The organism is Rhizobium sp. BK275 (assembly GCF_014193555.1).
Classification (GTDB): Bacteria; Pseudomonadota; Alphaproteobacteria; order Rhizobiales; family Rhizobiaceae; genus Rhizobium.
In genome coordinates this window covers 321964-340453 of the sequence record NZ_JACHZL010000004.1, presented here as the reverse complement: position 1 = coordinate 340453, position 18490 = coordinate 321964, and the positions used below count along the sequence as shown (strand labels likewise).

Annotated in this window: 16 protein-coding genes and 1 pseudogene; 9 read left to right on the top strand and 8 right to left on the bottom strand. The window is 60.4% G+C overall.

What is annotated here, in order from left to right; translation table 11 throughout:
* Nucleotides 1–23 precede the first annotated feature (23 nt).
* Entirely contained in the window at nucleotides 24–584 is a 561-nt protein-coding gene (locus tag FHT82_RS15110; RefSeq protein WP_348647614.1) for a putative glycolipid-binding domain-containing protein, read from the top strand.
* Here FHT82_RS15110 and FHT82_RS15105 read toward each other — a convergent pair.
* Nucleotides 581–1591 (bottom strand): LysR family transcriptional regulator, encoded by a 1011-nt coding sequence (locus FHT82_RS15105; protein WP_183731976.1) that lies wholly within the window; start codon nucleotides 1589–1591, stop codon nucleotides 581–583. The two genes, FHT82_RS15110 and FHT82_RS15105, sit on opposite strands and share 4 nt — an antisense overlap.
* Before the next feature lie 270 nt (nucleotides 1592–1861).
* On the opposite strand from FHT82_RS15105, the gene chvE reads away from it, so the two are divergent.
* From chvE to FHT82_RS15065, 8 genes are all read left to right on the top strand, one after another.
* Nucleotides 1862–2926, top strand: coding sequence for a multiple monosaccharide ABC transporter substrate-binding protein (gene chvE / locus FHT82_RS15100; RefSeq protein ID WP_183731973.1), 1065 nt, complete (start codon nucleotides 1862–1864; stop codon nucleotides 2924–2926).
* Nucleotides 2927–3019: 93 nt separating this feature from the next.
* Complete coding sequence (mmsA, locus tag FHT82_RS15095; RefSeq protein WP_183731970.1) at nucleotides 3020–4558, top strand: multiple monosaccharide ABC transporter ATP-binding protein; 1539 nt, start codon at nucleotides 3020–3022, stop codon at nucleotides 4556–4558.
* Nucleotides 4555–5763 carry a multiple monosaccharide ABC transporter permease gene (gene mmsB / locus FHT82_RS15090; RefSeq protein WP_183731967.1) on the top strand — a complete coding sequence of 403 codons (1209 nt, stop codon included), beginning with the start codon at nucleotides 4555–4557 and terminating at the stop codon, nucleotides 5761–5763. The genes mmsA and mmsB overlap by 4 nt, the downstream gene beginning before the upstream one ends.
* A 106-nt stretch (nucleotides 5764–5869) precedes the next feature.
* Nucleotides 5870–6865, top strand: a complete 996-nt coding sequence (araD1, locus tag FHT82_RS15085; RefSeq protein ID WP_183731966.1) for an AraD1 family protein — start codon at nucleotides 5870–5872, stop codon at nucleotides 6863–6865.
* A 61-nt stretch (nucleotides 6866–6926) separates the two neighbouring features.
* Entirely contained in the window at nucleotides 6927–8360 is a 1434-nt protein-coding gene (locus FHT82_RS15080; protein WP_183731963.1) for an aldehyde dehydrogenase family protein, read from the top strand.
* A 62-nt stretch (nucleotides 8361–8422) separates the two neighbouring features.
* Nucleotides 8423–10162: an L-arabinonate dehydratase gene (araD, locus tag FHT82_RS15075; protein WP_183731960.1), complete on the top strand. Its 1740-nt coding sequence runs from the start codon at nucleotides 8423–8425 to the stop codon at nucleotides 10160–10162.
* A 118-nt stretch (nucleotides 10163–10280) separates the two neighbouring features.
* Nucleotides 10281–10523: a type II toxin-antitoxin system prevent-host-death family antitoxin gene (locus FHT82_RS15070; protein WP_183731957.1), complete on the top strand. Its 243-nt coding sequence runs from the start codon at nucleotides 10281–10283 to the stop codon at nucleotides 10521–10523.
* Complete coding sequence (locus tag FHT82_RS15065; RefSeq protein WP_183731954.1) at nucleotides 10520–10930, top strand: type II toxin-antitoxin system VapC family toxin; 411 nt, start codon at nucleotides 10520–10522, stop codon at nucleotides 10928–10930. Before FHT82_RS15070 ends, FHT82_RS15065 begins: the two co-directional genes overlap by 4 nt.
* A 58-nt stretch (nucleotides 10931–10988) precedes the next feature.
* On the opposite strand, the pseudogene FHT82_RS15060 reads toward FHT82_RS15065, so the two are convergent.
* From FHT82_RS15060 to FHT82_RS15030, 7 genes and pseudogenes are all read right to left on the bottom strand, one after another.
* A pseudogene (locus FHT82_RS15060) lies at nucleotides 10989–11329 on the bottom strand (HD domain-containing phosphohydrolase); the annotation flags it as partial.
* 44 nt (nucleotides 11330–11373) lie between these two features.
* The gene (locus FHT82_RS15055) at nucleotides 11374–12198 is read right to left on the bottom strand and encodes a transglutaminase family protein (protein ID WP_183731951.1); all 825 of its coding nucleotides are present in this window, start codon (nucleotides 12196–12198) and stop codon (nucleotides 11374–11376) included.
* Nucleotides 12199–12210: 12 nt separating this feature from the next.
* Nucleotides 12211–13152, bottom strand: coding sequence for an alpha-E domain-containing protein (locus FHT82_RS15050; protein ID WP_183731947.1), 942 nt, complete (start codon nucleotides 13150–13152; stop codon nucleotides 12211–12213).
* Nucleotides 13152–14561, bottom strand: coding sequence for a circularly permuted type 2 ATP-grasp protein (locus tag FHT82_RS15045; protein WP_183731942.1), 1410 nt, complete (start codon nucleotides 14559–14561; stop codon nucleotides 13152–13154). Before FHT82_RS15045 ends, FHT82_RS15050 begins: the two co-directional genes overlap by 1 nt.
* Nucleotides 14562–14859: 298 nt before the next feature.
* A complete protein-coding gene (locus tag FHT82_RS15040) occupies nucleotides 14860–16578 on the bottom strand; it encodes a DEAD/DEAH box helicase (protein WP_183732779.1) in 1719 nt (572 codons plus the stop codon).
* Nucleotides 16579–16795: 217 nt separating this feature from the next.
* Nucleotides 16796–17914 (bottom strand): DNA alkylation repair protein, encoded by a 1119-nt coding sequence (locus FHT82_RS15035; RefSeq protein ID WP_183731939.1) that lies wholly within the window; start codon nucleotides 17912–17914, stop codon nucleotides 16796–16798.
* Between the two features lie 74 nt (nucleotides 17915–17988).
* Complete coding sequence (locus tag FHT82_RS15030) at nucleotides 17989–18315, bottom strand: hypothetical protein (RefSeq protein WP_183731936.1); 327 nt, start codon at nucleotides 18313–18315, stop codon at nucleotides 17989–17991.
* Between the last annotated feature and the right edge of the window lie 175 nt (nucleotides 18316–18490).

Sequence of the window (18490 nt, the reverse complement as noted above, 5' to 3'; positions counted from 1 at the left end):
GGATGACAGGTTGGAAGCGGACAGTGCAATGGACCGATTGGAATGGAGATGGACTTGAAACTCTTTCCATCGTCCACAATCACGAGGGCGTGCTTGCGGAAGGTGTTGTGACCGGACACTTCGAAGCAAGCAAATACGCCCTGAAGTACCGGTTGGTGATAGACCCGCATTGGCTGGTGCGCGATGTCAGGGTCCAGATCGCCAATGGCCCACGCCTCCACATTTCATCTGACGGCTGCGGTCGTTGGGTCAACGGGGATGGCTCGGAGATTTCCGATTTGGCCGGGTGCATGGATGTCGATATTGCAGCGACACCCTTTACCAACACCCTGCCAATTCGACGGCTAAAGCAAAAACCGCGTGTCCCTGAGGAGATCAGCATTGCTTATGTTTCCTTGCCAAACCTGATCGTCGAACCTGTCCAGCAGCGATATACCAAACTTGATGAGAACCGTTTTCTCTATGAAGGTTTATCAACCGCATTTTCAGCTGAACTCGAGGTTGACGGCGACGGCATCGTGCTGGACTACCCAGGCGTTTTTAGAAGATTGCCATGCGAAAATCGGAACGAGGGAGGGCTCTAACCCTCGGCCTGCCGGACGCTCTCTTCCAGAATGAGATCGTAGAGCAGGCGGGCGCTCGGCGGCAGCGCGCGCTCACGCACGGTGATCATGCTGTAGGGCTTGACGTTGATCTCGAAGTCGATCGGCAGGATGCGGACGTCAGATGCGTTCGAACTCTGCGAGGAGAGAAACTGGGCGACGTCGATGGCAACGGGCGCGATCGCATCCGTCGCGCAGATCATTGCGCAGGTCAAAAGCAGCGAGGACGTGTTGACGACGTTTTCCGGAAGTTGAACGGCGCGCGACAGGAAGATGTCCTCGATCGTGCGGCGCAGCAGCGTGCCGGGCGGCTGGAACACCCAGTCGTAATCCCTGATCTCTGTGAGGCTGCTCGGTTTACTCTTCTTCAATAGGGGGTGGCTGCTGCGCACGATCAGGCAGGCCCTCTCGATGCCGATCTCGCGAACCTCGAAGAGACGTGGGTTGAGGTCATCGGGGATGCGGCTGATGATGAAGTCGTGGCGGGCGGCAAGAAGCTCGCGCGCCAGCACGTTGCTGGTCTCGACCTGGATGTTGACCTCGATGCCCGGGAAGGTCTTGCGCACTGTGTTGATGGCGGGGACGACGAGGCTCATGGCGGGTGCGGTGACGGCGCCGATGAAGACCGAGCCGCCCTTGCCGCTCTTCAACTCGCCGATCTCGCGGCTCGCCTCCCGAAGCTCCAGGAGGATCTTGCGCGCACGTCTGGCGAGGGCCTCTCCGAAGGTGGTGAGCACCACGCCGCGGGCTACCCGCTCATAGAGCGGGGCCTTCACGATCGATTCCAGATCGGACAGCATTCGCGATGCTGCGGGCTGGGAGATGTTCAGCACCTCGGCGGCGGCCGAAATCTGCCCGCTATCTTCGATTGCGACAATCATACGCAGGTGATTCAGCTTAAGTCCCGCCCGCAAATGGCCATCATCGCCAAAATTGTCGCTGTTAATATCGACATGTTCCAACGAAAATGGCTCAGAGATAATCGTCATGGTTGCGGCCTCCCCACGGCATTCCATCAAAAGTAATACTTTTTAACGATATACCAAATTTGTTATGCATATTACCAGTTATTCTATTTGACAGTTATAGGAATCCATACCAGTTTGCCGCCGTGTGCTGGTTGGCACTCAACACGTGTGAGATCGTGGAGGAGACCTACTTCGTTTCTCACCATCTGAAGTAACTATCCAATACGGAACCTGCCACAGTTTCGGGGCGGGCGATTTTTCGTCCGCGAATCTTTAACAAGGGAGAGAGAAATGAAATCCATTATCTCATTGATGGCTGCGGCTGCCTTCGGCGTCGCATCGTTCGTTATGCCGGCATTGGCGCAGGACAAGGGTCTGGTCGGCATCGCAATGCCGACGAAGTCCTCGGCTCGCTGGATCGACGACGGCAACAACATCGTCAAGCAGCTCCAGGCCGCTGGTTACCAGACCGACCTGCAGTATGCTGACGACGATATCCCGAACCAGCTTTCGCAGATCGAAAACATGGTCACGAAGGGCGCCAAGGTTCTCGTCATCGCTTCGATCGACGGCACGACCCTTTCGGACGTTCTCCAGAAGGCTCACGATGCTGGCATCAAGGTCATTGCCTATGACCGCCTGATCCGCGACTCTGCCAACGTCGACTACTACGCCACCTTCGACAACTTCCAGGTTGGCGTTCTCCAGGCTGGCACGATCGTCGACAAGCTCGGCCTCAAGGACGGCAAGGGTCCGTTCAACATCGAACTCTTCGGCGGCTCGCCTGACGACAACAACGCCTTCTTCTTCTACGACGGCGCAATGTCTGTCCTGCAGCCCTACATCGACAGCGGCAAGCTCGTCGTGAAGTCCGGCCAGACCGGCATGGACAAGGTCGGCACGCTGCGTTGGGACGCGGCAACGGCCCAGGCCCGCATGGACAACCTGCTCTCGGCCAACTACACCGACGCCAAGGTTGACGCTGTCCTGTCTCCATATGACGGTCTGTCGATCGGCATCATCTCGTCGCTGAAGGGCGTCGGCTACGGTACGGCTGACCAGCCGTTGCCGGTCGTCTCCGGCCAGGACGCCGAAGTTCCGTCTGTCAAGTCGATCATCGCCGGCGAACAGTACTCGACGATCTTCAAGGACACGCGCGACCTCGCAAAGGTCACCGTTCAGATGGTTGACGCAGTCATGTCCGGCAAGGAGCCTGAAGTCAACGACACGAAGACCTACGACAACGGCGTCAAGGTCGTTCCGTCCTATCTGCTGAAGCCGGTTGCCGTCGACAAGACCAACTACAAGCAGATCCTCGTCGACGGCGGTTACTACACCGAAGACCAGCTGAAGTAATTATGAATGGCCGGGACCCGCGTGATTGCGGGTTCCGGTCTTCGATTCTATGATCGTCGGGCCATTTTCGGTCGCGGCGTTGGGTTTTTAGTCATGGAAAATACAATCCTCGAAATGCGGAACATCACCAAGACGTTCCCGGGCGTGAAGGCGCTCGAGAATGTGAACCTCAGGGTTCGCCAGGGTGAGATCCACGCATTGGTGGGCGAAAACGGGGCCGGCAAGTCGACCCTGATGAAAGTGCTCTCCGGCGTCTATCCGGCAGGAAGCTATGAAGGCGACATCGTTTATGAAGGCGATGTGCGCAATTTCAAGGTCCTGAAGGATTCGGAAGAAATCGGCATCGTCATCATCCATCAGGAACTGGCGCTCGTACCGCTCCTGTCGATCGGCGAAAACATCTTCCTCGGTAATGAAAACGCCAAGAAAGGCGTCATCAGCTGGGAAGAGACATACAATCGCACCAAGCAGCTTCTGGCCAAGGTGGGCTTACGCGAATCTCCGAACACGCTCGTGACCGACATCGGCGTCGGCAAGCAGCAGCTCGTCGAGATCGCCAAGGCGCTGTCGAAGAGCGTCAAGCTGCTCATCCTCGACGAGCCGACGGCATCGCTGAACGAAAACGATTCAGACGCGCTCCTCAACCTGCTGATGGAATTCCGCAGGCAGGGCATCACCTCGATCATCATTTCCCACAAGCTGAACGAGATCCGCAAGGTCGCCGACCAGATCACGGTCCTGCGCGACGGCATGACCGTCAAGACGCTCGACTGTCATAAGGACGAGATCAGCGAAGACATCATCATCAAGAACATGGTGGGCCGTGACCTCGCCGACCGTTACCCGCCGCGCTCCGTGCCGGTGGGCGAGACGATCTTCGAAGTCAGGAACTGGAACGCCTTCCATCAGCAGCATCGCGACCGCCAGGTCCTGCACGATATCAACGTGAATGTCCGCAAGGGCGAAGTCGTCGGCATTGCCGGCCTGATGGGCGCCGGCCGTACCGAATTCGCCATGAGCGTTTTCGGCAAGTCTTACGGCCATAAGGTCAGCGGCGAAGTTTTCGTCGACGGCAAGAAGGTCGATACGTCGACGGTCCGCAAGGCGATCGACGCCGGTCTCGCCTATGTGACGGAAGACCGCAAACATCTCGGCCTCGTGCTGAACGACAACATCCTGCACAACACCACGCTCGCCAATCTGCTCGGCATTTCGAAAAATACCGTCATCGACGACATCAAGGAGATGAAGGTCGCGACGGATTATCGCTCGAAGCTGCGCATCCGGTCATCGGGCATCTTCCAGGAAACGGTCAATCTTTCGGGCGGCAACCAGCAAAAGGTCGTGCTGTCGAAGTGGCTGTTCTCTGATCCCGATGTTTTGATCCTGGACGAGCCCACACGTGGTATCGACGTTGGCGCAAAATACGAAATCTACACTATCATCAACCAGCTTGCCGCCGATGGAAAGGGCGTTCTGATGATCTCGTCAGAAATGCCCGAACTGCTTGGCACATGTGACCGCATCTACGTGATGAACGAAGGACGCATCGTCGCCGAACTGCCGAAAGGAGAAGCAAGCCAGGAAACCATCATGCGCGCTATCATGCGCTCAGGGGAGAAGAAACAATGACTCCTGTCAACCCGACAACATCAGAGGAAAGCAACGTCGTTTCGATTGCCGACTATATCCGCGGCAACATCCGCGAATACGGCATGCTGATCGCGCTCGTCGCAATCATGGCATTCTTCCAGTTCTACACTGGCGGTATCCTGTTCAAGCCGGTCAATCTGACGAACCTCGTGCTGCAGAACTCCTTCATCATCATCATGGCGCTCGGCATGCTGCTGGTGATCGTTGCTGGGCATATCGACCTGTCGGTCGGCTCCATCGTTGCCTTCGTCGGCGCGCTGGCGGCCATCTTCACCGTTTCCTGGGGCATGAATTTCTGGCTGGCGGGTCTGCTCTGCCTGATCATCGGCGGCTTCATCGGCGCGGCACAGGGCTATTTCATCGCCTATCACCGCATTCCGTCCTTCATCGTGACGCTTGCCGGCATGCTGGTTTTCCGCGGCCTGACGCTCACCGTTCTCGGCGGTAAGAATATCGGCCCGTTCCCGAAGGAATTCCAGGTCATCAGCACCGGCTTCCTGCCGGGCGACATGATCGACATCTTCGGCGTTCCGACCCAGCTCACCTCGCTGGTCCTGACCGTCATCATGCCGGTCATTCTCTTCTACCTCGCCTGGCGCCGCCGCAAGGTGAACGAAAGCCATGGCATCGATGTCGAGCCGATGGGCTTCTTCATTGGCCAGAACCTCCTCATCTCGTTCGCCATCCTCTGGCTCGGCTGGCTGCTGTCGACCTACAAGGGCCTGCCGAACGTTCTCATCGTCATGCTGGTGCTGATCGCTGCCTATAGCTTCGTCACGCGCCGTACGACGATCGGCCGCCGCATCTACGCTATGGGCGGCAACGAAAAGGCGACCAAGCTTTCCGGTATCAACACCGAACGCCTGAGCTTCTTCACCTTCGTCAACATGGGTGTGCTTGCGGGTCTCGCCGGCATGATCGTTGCGCTGCGCCTGAACTCGGCAACGCCGAAGGCCGGTGTCGGTTTCGAGCTCGACGTCATTGCGGCCTGCTTCATCGGCGGCGCGTCGGCTTCGGGTGGCGTCGGCAAGATCACCGGTGCAGTTATCGGCGCATTCATCATGGGCGTCATGAACAACGGCATGTCGATCGTCGGTCTCGGCATCGACTTCCAGCAGATGGTCAAGGGTGCGGTGCTTCTCGCTGCCGTCTTCTTCGACGTCTATAATAAGAACAAGGGCTGAGCTTAGGCTCGGCCCCCGCATCGCAGTCATATGACAACTGAATTCCGGCTCCGGATGGAGCCGGAGCGGCGGAGCTTTGCCATCGCCAAACGAAAGGATTAGGACCGTGCTTATTTCGCAGATCAAGGGCGCAAACGGAGAGATCATCGTCGCCGTGCGCGAACCGGGTGCCACCGCCAAGGCCGTCAAGGGCGCTGCCAGCGTCTATGCTCTGGCGCTGGAGGCCGCAGACAGCGGCAAGTCCCTCGTTTCCGTTATCGAGGCTCACGGATATGGCGATGCCGTCGATCTGGAAAAGGCTTACGCCGAAGGCCGCTTCCTGCCGCCGATCACGCATCCGGATGCGGCACACCTGCATCTGACCGGCACGGGCCTGACGCATCTGGGATCGGCTGCGACGCGCGATTCCATGCACAAGAAGACGACCGAGGCCGCAGAGGAAACGCTGACCGACTCCATGAAGATGTTCAGGATGGGTCTTGAAGGCGGCAAGCCGGCCGCCGGCCAGAAGGGCGTTCAGCCCGAGTGGTTCTACAAGGGCAATGGCTATGGTGCTGCTGCTCCGGGCGCTCCGCTCGTTTCGCCTTCTTTTGCGCTTGACGGCGGCGAAGAGCCTGAAATGGCCGGCATCTACGTGATCGCCAAGGACGGCACGCCGTTCCGCATCGGCTTTGCGCTGTCGAACGAGTTTTCAGACCACGTCACCGAGCGGATCAACTATCTCTTCCTCGCCCATTCCAAGCTGCGCCCGGCAAGCTTCGGTCCGGAGATCCGGATTGGTGTGGCGCCCGAGGATATCCGCGGCACGTCGCGCATCAAGCGCGGCAACCATGTGATCTTCGAGAAGCCGTTCCTGTCGGGCGAGGCGAACATGTCTCACACTTTCGCCAATCTGGAATATCACCATTTCAAATATGGCCTCTTCCGTGTGCCGGGTGATGTGCATGTACATATGTTCGGTACGGCGACGCTTTCCTTTGCCGATGGTCTCAAGGCGGAAGAGGGCGATGTTTTTGAAATCGAGGTCGCCGAATTCGGTCTGCCGCTGCGCAATCCGCTGAAGGTTGCGGCCGAAGAAGAGATCGTCGTCAAGCAGCTCTGATTTCCAAGGCCGGTCGCCACGAAGCGGCCGGTCATTTGTCATAGAGGAGGCTCCAAGGCCCATGACCGTCCATCAGAATCTCATTGCCGGCGAATGGACCGGCACAAATGCCGCCGAGAACATCAACCCGTCCGATACGAACGAAGTGGTCGGTCTCTACGCCCAGGCGAGCGCCGAGGATGCCAAGGCGGCGATATCGGCTGCCAAAGCGGCTTTCCCGGCCTGGTCGCGCTCCGGCATCTGGGAACGCCACGTCATCCTGAAAAAGGCTGGCGACGAGATCATGGCCCGCAAGGACGAGCTCGGCGCTCTGCTCGCCCGCGAAGAGGGCAAGACACTGCCCGAAGCGATCGGCGAAACCATCCGCGCCGCGCAGATCTTCGAATTCTTCGCAGGCGAAGCGCTGCGCCTTGCCGGCGAAGTCATTCCGTCGGTGCGTCCGAACATCGGCGTCGAGATCACCCGCGAGCCGCTCGGCGTCATCGGCATCATCACGCCCTGGAACTTCCCGATCGCTATTCCCGCCTGGAAGATCGCCCCGGCGCTCTGCTACGGCAACACCGTCGTCTTCAAGCCGGCCGATCTGGTTCCCGGCTGTTCCTGGGCGATCGCCGACATTCTGCATCGCGCCGGCCTGCCGAAGGGCGTTTTGAACCTCGTCATGGGCAAGGGCTCGGTCGTCGGCCAGGCGATGCTCGACAGCCCCGATATATCAGGCATCACCTTCACCGGTTCGACCGGCACCGGCAGGCGTGTCGCTACCTCCTCCATCGAGCATAACCGCAAGTTCCAGCTGGAAATGGGCGGCAAGAACCCGATGGTCGTGCTCGACGATGCCGACCTCACCGTCGCTGTCGAAGCCGCCGCCAATTCCGGCTTCTTCTCCACCGGTCAGCGCTGCACCGCCTCGTCGCGGCTGATCGTCACCGAGGGCATTCACGACAAGTTCGTTGCCGCACTCACCGAAAAGCTGAAGACCATCGTCGTCGACAATGCCATGAAGCCCGGCACCCATATCGGCCCCGTCGTCGATGCCCGCCAGCTCCAGACCGATACCGACTATATCAAGATCGGTAAGGACGAGGGCGCCAAGCTCGCCTTCGGCGGCGAACTCATCTCGCGCGACACGCCCGGCTTCTATCTGCAGCCGACGCTCTTTACCGAAGCGACCAACCAGATGCGCATCAGCAGAGAAGAGATCTTCGGACCGGTCGTGTCCCTCATTCGCGTGAAGGATTACGACGAGGCGCTGGCGACCGCCAACGACACGCCGTTCGGCCTGTCCTCAGGCATTGCCACGACCAGCCTCAAGCATGCGACGCATTTCAAGCGCAATTCCGAGGCCGGCATGGTGATGGTCAACCTGCCGACCGCCGGCGTTGATTTCCACGTCCCCTTCGGCGGCCGCAAGGGCTCGTCCTACGGCCCGCGCGAACAGGGCAAGTACGCCGCCGAATTCTACACAACCGTCAAAACCGCCTACACGCTGGCTTGAGACCAAGCGCGATAACCCTGATCGTACGAGGCGGTCAGGGGATATCCTGAAGGACAGAGACTATGAAGAAGAAAGCAGAATGGCCGCGTAAGCTGAGGTCGCAGGAATGGTACGGCGGCACGAGCCGCGACGTGATCTACCACCGCGGCTGGCTCAAGAACCAGGGATATCCGCACGACCTGTTCGACGGACGCCCTGTTATCGGCATCCTCAACACCTGGTCGGACATGACGCCGTGCAACGGCCACCTGCGCGAGCTCGCAGAAAAGGTGAAGGCGGGTGTCTGGGAAGCCGGTGGCTTCCCGCTCGAGGTACCGGTCTTCTCGGCCTCCGAAAATACCTTCCGCCCGACCGCGATGATGTACCGCAATCTGGCGGCTCTGGCCGTCGAAGAAGCGATCCGCGGCCAGCCGATGGACGGCTGCGTGCTGCTCGTCGGCTGCGACAAGACCACGCCGTCGCTGTTGATGGGTGCCGCCTCCACCGACCTGCCGTCGATCGTCGTCACCGGCGGCCCGATGCTGAACGGCTATTTCCGCGGCGAACGCGTCGGTTCCGGCACGCATCTGTGGAAGTTCTCCGAAATGGTGAAGGCCGGCGAGATGACGCAGGCCGAATTCCTCGAGGCGGAAGCTTCGATGAGCCGTTCATCCGGCACCTGCAACACGATGGGCACGGCCTCCACCATGGCGTCCATGGCCGAAGCGCTCGGCATGGCACTGTCCGGCAATGCCGCGATCCCGGGCGTCGATTCCCGCCGCAAGGTCATGGCGCAGCTCACCGGCCGCCGCATCGTGCAGATGGTCAAGGACGACCTGAAGCCTTCCGAGATCCTGACGAAGCAGGCCTTCGAAAACGCCATCCGCACCAATGCGGCGATCGGCGGATCGACCAATGCCGTCATCCACCTGCTGGCGATTGCCGGCCGCGTCGGCATCGACCTGACGCTCGACGACTGGGACCGTTGCGGCCGTGATGTTCCGACGATCGTCAACCTGATGCCGTCGGGCAAGTACCTGATGGAAGAGTTCTTCTATGCCGGCGGCCTGCCGGTCGTGCTGAAGCGCCTCGGCGAAGCCGGCCTGCTGCACAAGGATGCGCTGACGGTATCAGGCGAAACCGTCTGGGACGAAGTCAAGGATGTCGTCAACTGGAACGAGGACGTCATCCTGCCGGCCGAAAAGGCGCTGACCTCCTCGGGCGGCATCGTCGTGGTGCGTGGCAATCTCGCGCCGAAGGGCGCGGTGCTGAAGCCATCAGCAGCTTCGCCGCATCTGATGGTGCACAAGGGCAGAGCGGTCGTCTTCGAAGACATCGACGACTACAAGGCCAAGATCAACGACGACAATCTCGATATCGACGAAAACTGCGTCATGGTCATGAAGAACTGCGGCCCGAAGGGTTATCCGGGCATGGCCGAAGTCGGCAACATGGGTCTGCCGCCGAAGGTGCTCAAGAAGGGCATTACCGACATGGTGCGCATCTCCGATGCGCGCATGTCCGGTACGGCCTACGGCACCGTCGTGCTGCATACCTCGCCGGAAGCGGCTGTCGGCGGCCCGCTCGCTGTCGTCAGGAACGGCGACATGATCGAGCTCGATGTGCCGAACCGCCGCCTGCATCTCGACATTTCCGAAGAGGAACTGACAAAGCGCTTGGCCGAATGGCAGCCGAACCATGACCTGCCGACATCGGGCTATGCCTTCCTGCATCAGCAGCACGTCGAAGGGGCCGACACCGGCGCCGACCTCGACTTCCTCAAGGGATGTCGCGGAAGTGCAGTCGGCAAGGACAGCCACTAACGGGCGTATCCGAGATTGGGATCGTTGAAGAGGCGGGGTGAAAGCCCCGCCTTTTCTTTGCACTTGTTAGACAACGAAATGACGCTATATTCTGTACAAATGTATAGGAGATATGGTCATGCCTAAAATGGTCGGCGCGGCGGAGTTCAAGGCGAAATGCTTGAACCTTATCGATCAGATGCGGAACGACGATGAATCTATCGTTATCACTAAGCGCGGCAAGCCGGTTGCCGTGCTTTCGCCGGCACGTGAGCCAAGCAGGCGCAAGAGCATCATCGGTGCGATGAAGGGCAGCGTATCGCGCTATGACGATCCGCTGTCTCCGGTCGCTGAACCAGAGGATTGGAACGCGGTTCGTTGATCGTCATCGACACGCATATCCTCGTCTGGGCAATGCAGGACGATGCACGCCTCGGCTCACAAGCCCGGCGCATCATCGACGAGATGACGGAGAAAAGCCGAATTCTGATTTCGGCAATTACACCTTGGGAAATCGCGGTGCTTGTGCAGAAGGGACGCTTGGCGCTTGGCGACGATGTCGGGCGATGGATCAATGGCGCGCTGTCTCTGCCCGGACTCCAACTCGCGCCGATTGAACCTTCCATCGCGATAGACAGCGTTCGGCTCCCTGGTGAGTTTCATGCCGACCCTGCCGATCGCATCATCGCAGCCACCGCCCGTTTCCATCGTGTACCGTTACTTACGGCCGATCAGGCAATCCTCAACTACGGCGCACGCGGCCATCTCCAGGTCCTTGCGGCTGGTTAACAGCGGAGCCTCAAGTTGCTGCCGGGGAGCCGATGTCGATCCACGGAAAATTCTGGATCTAGCCGTTGGAGACTGCCATGCGGCGCTCGTCCTCGGCCCCATGTGCAAAGAGCATGCGGATTGCCGGCCAATTGCGACGGAAGGCCGCCACGCAGGCCGGGTCGAAATGCGTGTCGCTGCAGGCGATGATTTCGCGGTAAGCCTTCTCCATCGACCAAGCCTGCTTGTAGGGGCGCTTAGAGCACAGCGCGTCGAAGACATCGGCGACGGCGACGATGCGTGCCTCAATCGGGATCTCATCGCCGGCAAGGCCGTTGGGGTAACCGGTGCCATCCCATTTTTCGTGATGGCCGCCAATGATGGCGTGGCGACACGTGAAAGCTCAGCCGAGCTGTTTGCGTGTTTCTACAGGCGGGACGGCCGCAGCAAATCAGCCTGTTCTGTCAGCTCTGGCTTTGGCTCTGCATCTGGCTGCCGTCCTCGACCTTCACCGTGACCGAGAGCTTTTCACCAGGTGTGCCGATGCGCATGCCCGATACCGGAGCTGCATCCTTGTAAGAAAGACCGGAGGCTGTGCGGACATAGCGGTCATCCGGGCAGATCTTGTTGGCGGGATCGAAGCCGACCCAGCCGAGGCCTGGAATATGCGCCTCTGCCCAGGCATGGGTGGCGGCCTGCTCGACCTTTTCTTCCATCATCAGATAGCCGGAGACGTAGCGCGCCGGCATATCCAGTGCGCGAGCGGCGGAGACGAAGATATGGGCGTGGTCCTGGCAGACGCCGGTCTTCTTCTCCAGCGCCTGTTCGGCGGTGGTTTCGGTGCCGCTGGTGCCGGGCCTGTATTTCACCGCCTCGTGGATCGCCGCCATCAGCGCATGCATGCGGGCAAGCTCGGTTTCGCCGGTCACACCTTTGATCAGTTCCTTCACCAGCCTGCCGCTTTTGGTCAGCGGCGTCTCGCGCAGGAAGAGCCAGAGCGGGCAGAAGCCGGTATGGGGACCGATCACGCCGTTGCGATCCTCGGTTTCGATCTCGCCTTCGGCAACGATGCGGGTCACCTGCTGTTCGCCTTCCAGCGAGACGAGGTTCACATGATTGCCGAACTGGTCGTCATATTCGACCTCGGGCTTGGCGCCTTCGACATGCAGCGACCAGTTGATCACGGTCTGGCCGACCATGGTCGGCGGCGTCAGGCGCAGGCGCTGCAGGGAAAACTGCGCCGGCTCGTCGTAGCGGTATTCGGTGAGGTGGCTGATTTTCAGTCTCATGATCTGACCCGCTTAAGCATAGAACCGGTAGCCATCGGAGATCTCGTTGCCGAGTTTGTTGTTGCGCGCGACGAAATCCTCGAGGAATTCATGCAGGCCCTGATCCATGACATCCTTGATCTTCAGGGTCTGCAGCGTGGCGCGGATAGCATCCGCCGTATCGTGCGCGGCGAGCCGCTCGCCATAGTCCTTGGCGATGTAGCCGAGGTTGCTGACGATCTTCTCGTAGCAATAGGCGAGCGAACGCGGCATCTGGCCGTTAAGGATGAGGAAGTCGGCGATGTTCATGGCGCGGTATTCGCCGTCATAGGCCCAGCTGTAGGAACGATGGGCGGAGACCGAACGCAGGATCGACTCCCACTGAACGTTGTCGACCGAAGAGCCGACCTGCGAGATCGAAGGCAGCAGCACGTAATATTTCACGTCGAGGATACGGCTGGTATTATCGGCACGCTCGATGAAGGTGCCGATACGGGCGAAATTATAGAGCTCGTTGCGCAGCATCGAACCATGAAACGCGCCGCGGATGAGGCCCGCCCGATGCTTGATGACGTCGATGACTTCAGGCAGCTCCGCCGCCTTCAGCTTTTTCGACAGCAGTTCCTTGAGATCGATCCAGCATTCGTTGGTCGCTTCCCAGGTCTCGCGTGTCAGCGCCGTGCGCACCATGCGGGCGTTGTTGCGGCCGAAATCGATGCAGGACATGACGCTCGACGCGTTCTGGCGGTCGCGCAGCATGTAGTCGATCACGTCGGGTCCGGTCAGCTTCGAATGGCTCTCGTCGTAGAGTTCGCGCACGCCGGCGCTCTGCAGAACGCCGTCCCAATTGTCATCGCCGGCGTCGCTGCGTGTCAGCGACATGCGCAGGCCGGCATCCACGAGACGTGCGATATTCTCAGCGCGCTCGATGTACCGGAACATCCAGTAGAGCCCGTTTGCAGTTCTTCCGAGCATCAGTCCTCCAATACCCAGGTGTCTTTGGTGCCGCCGCCCTGGCTGGAATTGACGACCAGCGAGCCCTGCTTCAGCGCCACGCGGGTGAGCCCGCCCGGAATGATCTGCACCTTGTCGGAAACCAGCACATAGGGGCGCAGGTCGACATGGCGGGGTGCGATACCCTTGTTGACGAGGATCGGCACAGTGGACAGCGACAGCGTCGGCTGGGCGATGTAGTTGCTGGGCTTGACCTTCAGCTTCTCGGCGAAATCGGCACGCTCCTTCTTGGACGCGGTCGGGCCGACGAGCATGCCGTAGCCGCCGGAGCCATGCACTTCCTTGACGACCAGCTCTTCCAGATGCTCCAGCACGTATTTCAGGCTGGATGCTTCCGAGCAGCGCCAGGTCGGCACGTTCTCGAGGATCGGCTTGCGGCCGGTATAGAACTCGACGATCTCGGGCATGTAGGAATAGATCGCCTTGTCGTCAGAAATACCGGTGCCGGGCGCATTGGCGATGGTGATGTTGCCGGAGCGGTAGACATCCATGATGCCGGGAATGCCGAGGGCGGATTCCGGACGGAAGGTGAGGGGGTCGAGGAAATCGTCGTCGACGCGGCGGTAGAGCACGTCGATCGCCTCGTAGCCGCGCGTCGTGCGCATCTTCACCTTGCCGTCGATGACACGCAGGTCCGAGCCTTCGACGAGCTCGACACCCATCGTGTCGGCGAGGAAGGAATGTTCGTAATAGGCGGAATTATAGATGCCGGGCGTCAGGACCGCGACACGCGGCTTGCCCTTGCAGCCGGGAGGTGCCAGCGAAGCAAGGCTCTGGCGCAGCAGATAGGGATAGTCTTCGACGCGCTGCACCCGGTTCTCATGGAAGAGTTCCGGGAACATCTGCATCATGGTTTCCCGATTTTCCAGCATGTAGCTGACGCCCGAGGGTGTACGGGCATTATCCTCCAGCACGTAGAACTGGTCTTCGCCTGTTCTCACGATATCGGTGCCGACGATGTGAGTGTAGACGCCGCCCGGCGGGCGGAAGCCGATCATCTCGGGCAGGAAGGCGTCGTTCTTCTCGATCAGCTCGCGCGGGATGCGGCCGGCGCGGATGATTTCCTGCTTGTGATAGATATCGTCGAGGAAGGCGTTCAGCGCGATCACCCGCTGCTCGATGCCCTGGGCAAGCTTGCGCCACTCGCGGGCGGAGATGATGCGCGGGATGATGTCGAAGGGGATGAGCTTTTCGGAACTGTCGGCGTGGCCGTAAACCGCGAAGGTGATGCCGGTTTTGCGGAAGATGTTTTCAGCGTCGCGGGACTTTGAAATCAGGTGTGCCCGGTCTTGGCTGTTGTACCACTCAAAGTATTTTTCATATGGCGCTCGGGGACTTTCGTCTCCGGTGATCATTTCATCAAATGCCAAAGGTGTGGCTCCCCTTTTTTGTTCATTTGAATACAACACAAAAGGCAATGCAAGAACCATGCACAGTTCGCATGGAAGATTCATAAAATCTTCTGCAATGCAAAAACGGGTGAAAAACTGGGCATTTATCAGGAGCTGGCGCGACGCGGATTCATGTCGATCCTGGCATGGCGCACAAAAGATGAGCAGGTGATTATTTCCTGCCCCGGCGACGGATCAAACTCTGTCCGTGCCGATGATCGCCATGATGCTCAAAGGAAAGGGCCGGATCACTCCGGCCCCTCATGATATCTCACACTTATGCGCGTTCGCGGCGCTGGCCGCCGCCATTGCGGCCGCCCTTGCGGCGCATGCCGCCATTGCCGTCGCGGCGCTGTTCGCCGTTCTGCTGCTGGTCGCCGTGGTTACGCGCCGGGCGGCCGTGGGCGTGCTGCTTGTTGCCGCGATGATGGCCGGTTGCCTCACCTGGTTGGGCCGGACGCTGCTGCTGATTGCGGGCCGGGCGAAAATCGGAAGTCGAGGCCAGATCGTTGTCCGGGCCGGTATCCGGCGTCAGTTCGTTGCGGCGCTGGCCGCGGAAGTCCTGGTTGCGGTTGTTGCGATGGGGGTGAGCACGACGCTCTTCGCCGCCACGGACTTCGGAGACTTCGCCCTCGTTGCGGAGGCGACGATCACCATGGCCGGCGGGACGGCCGTTGCCATTGCGGGTCTCGCTGCGGCCGCCTTCACGGCGCTCGCCACCGCGCTGGCCGCCTTCACCGCGACCACCCTGGCCGCGCTGCTGGCTTTGGTCGCCACGGCCGCGATTGTTGCTGCGGGGGGCGGCGCGCAGGTCAACCGGGGGTTCGCCGCTGGCAACTGCGATGCTGATGCCCATCAGCTTTTCGATATCGCGCAGCAGGCGTGCTTCGTCCGGGGTGCAGAAAGCAATAGCGATGCCGTCGCGGCCGGCGCGCGCCGTGCGGCCGATGCGGTGGACATAGGCGTCGGGCACTTCCGGCAGGTCGTAGTTGAAGACGTGGCTGACGGCGGGGATATCGATGCCGCGGGCGGCGACGTCGGTCGCAATCAGTGTCTTGATGGCGCCGTCGCGGAAGCCCTTCAGCGCGCGTTCGCGCTGGCCCTGGCTCTTGTTGCCGTGGATGGAGGCGACTGAGTAGCCGACCTGTTCCAGATGCTTGGCGAGCTTTTCGGCGCCGTGCTTGGTGCGCAGGAAGACGATGGAGCGGCCATCGGGGTTTGCGGTCAGCGTCTTCTTCAAGAGAACGGTCTTGTCGTTCTTGCCGGGAACGAAATGCACATACTGCTCGACCTTGTCGGCGGCCTTGCCCGGAGGCGTCACTTCCACTTTGACGGGATCGGTGAGGTAATCGCCGGCGAGATCGGCAATCGCCTTCGGCATGGTGGCCGAGAAGAGCATGGTCTGGCGGCGCTTCGGCACCATCTTGGCGATCTTGCGCAGGTCATGCACGAAGCCGAGGTCGAGCATCTGGTCGGCTTCGTCGAGCACGAGATAGCGCACGGCCGTCAGGGTGATGGCGTTGCGGTTGCAGAGATCGAGCAGGCGGCCGGGGGTGGCAACGAGGATGTCGGAGCCGCGCTCGAGCTGAAGCTGCTGCTTGTTGATGGAGACGCCGCCGACGACGACGTTGATGCGCAGCGGCGACTTGCGGATGAATTTTCTGAGACTGTCGGCGATCTGGTTCACCAGTTCGCGGGTCGGCGCCAGGATCAGCGTGCGGACCGAGCGGTTGTCCGGACGCTTTTCTTCCTTGAGCAGGCGCTCGATGAGCGGCAGGCCGAAGGCGGCCGTCTTGCCGGTGCCGGTCTGGGCAAGGCCGATCAGGTCACGGCCCTGGATGAGGAGGGGGATAGCCTGTTCCTGAATAGGCGTCGGCGTTTCGATGCCGAGTTGGAACAGGGTGGCGACGACCGGCTTGGAGACACCGAGCGATTCAAAATTGGTCAAGTCATAACCTTTTAGGGCGCGCCAAACGAAAACGCCGGATCGCCGAATGCGGTCCGGTGTCAATCTGGCGTCAAGAACCCCGCGTGAAATGGGAACTTGTAAGTTGGAAAAAGCTTTCCAGCGCGTCTTGCCGCACTTGGGTCACGGCATCATCAGAATGCGCTCTATCCTTCTTCAGCATCTGTTGCAGTGGCACGCTCACGCGGCGGCCGGAAGGTGAAAGCTGAGCGCCATGTGGTCTATTTCCTGCCGGAAGTCAAGAGGATCAGCCGACAACGACCTCTGCAGGCATGGAAAGGACGAAACTTCCTGTGGCCGTCTCCGTGCCGTTGATGAGAATTGCGATGCGATGTTCGCCGGGATAATAGCGCCGCGTCGTGATCGGCCGCATTGCGTGGCGACGCTGCACGACATGGTCTTCACCGGCTGTAAGCGTCACGGTTTTCCATTTGAAGACCTTCGGGGAGAGGGAGCCGTCAGCCTTCACGTGATGGATGGCATAGTCGATCATCAGGGATTGAGAGGCCTTGCCGGCATTGCGCAAGCGGATTTCGAAATCCAGACCTTCGCCGAAAAGCACTGATGGCTTGGGCAATCGCAATTCGCATTCCAGAGCCGATGCCGCGCCGAAGCCGAAATTGGCGAGCGCCTGGGCATGACCCTTCTTCAGCAGCGTCCGGGAGGCGTGTTTGAGAAGCCAGCGGCGTTCGGGGGAAGCCTCTTCGATATGTTCGGCAATGAAGGCTGCGACGAGATCGGGGTGATCCTTGGCGATGTCGTTCAGGCTGTTTGCGACGGAGCGGCGGACATAGTCTTCGGGATCGTCCATCAGGGCCGTGAGGATCGGCAGAATAGGAGATGGATCCCTGACGAGCTGCGGCAGGCGCATCGCCCAGGGCAGGCGGGGGCGGGTGCCTTCGCTCGCCAGTCGCCGCACATGATGGTTGGGATCGTCGACCCAGCGGGTGATCGTCGCCAGCGCGCGCGGTTGATCCTGATGGATGAACTCGCGGATACCGAACTCCGCGGTGAAATGCGGCGTCAGCGCTTTCAGAAGATCGAGTGCGATATCGAAATGCTCAAGGCCGCGTGCGGCGATGAACTGGTTGACGGGCAGCAGCATCCAGCCGGTCAGCCCGACCTTGCCGGCGACCGGCAGGCTCGCGCGAAGGATTGTCGCGGCTTGCGGGAAATTCTCGGGCAGGGTCGCAAGAAGCGCGTCGCGGATCAGTGCTGCGCGCTCCATGAGCTCCAGCGATTCTATGCCACCGGTTGCGAGTGCTGTGAACCGGTCGCTGTCGAAGGAAGGGGCGCCGGCGGCGATGATCTCCGCCATCGCGCGCACGAGCGCCGGATGCAGAAGGTTCTTGAGTGGTTCGGGCATCGCATATCCTCCCTCTGAAACATGCGATGCATGGCCCGGCGCCGGCGGGAGGTCAAGCGGCGCCGGTAAGACCTTCAGCGCCTGCAGACCTCGATGCGATAGGACTCGCCCCAACGGTCATAGCGCCATTCGGGATGGCAGAAGCGCGGACCGTAATAGGCAGGGTATGCGGGATAGGCCGGATAATAGGCATAAGGCCGTGGATAATAGGCGTAGGGTCCAGGGTAAGCGGGACGCGAGGCAATCGCTCCACCTACAACGCCGCCGATGACGCCGCCGGCAACACCGCCCCAGAAGGCATCGTGCGGCCGGGCGTTTGCGGTATCGGCTGTTGCCAGCGAAGCGCCGGCGAATGTCAGTGCAATCAGGCCCGCCGCCACTGTCTTATGAAGAACGGACATGTCGAATTCCTTTCGTGGTAGGCTTGTCATTGAAGCCATTGCCAGAATCCGCTCCGATCGCGGCGCGTTCATGGTCGCGCAGGCCGTGCCGGGATTAAATTTTCTCCATACTTGCCGCTCCTGAACTGGGCTGGCGGCGTTTTCCCCGCGACCTTCTGGCCATGTCAGCTCCGTG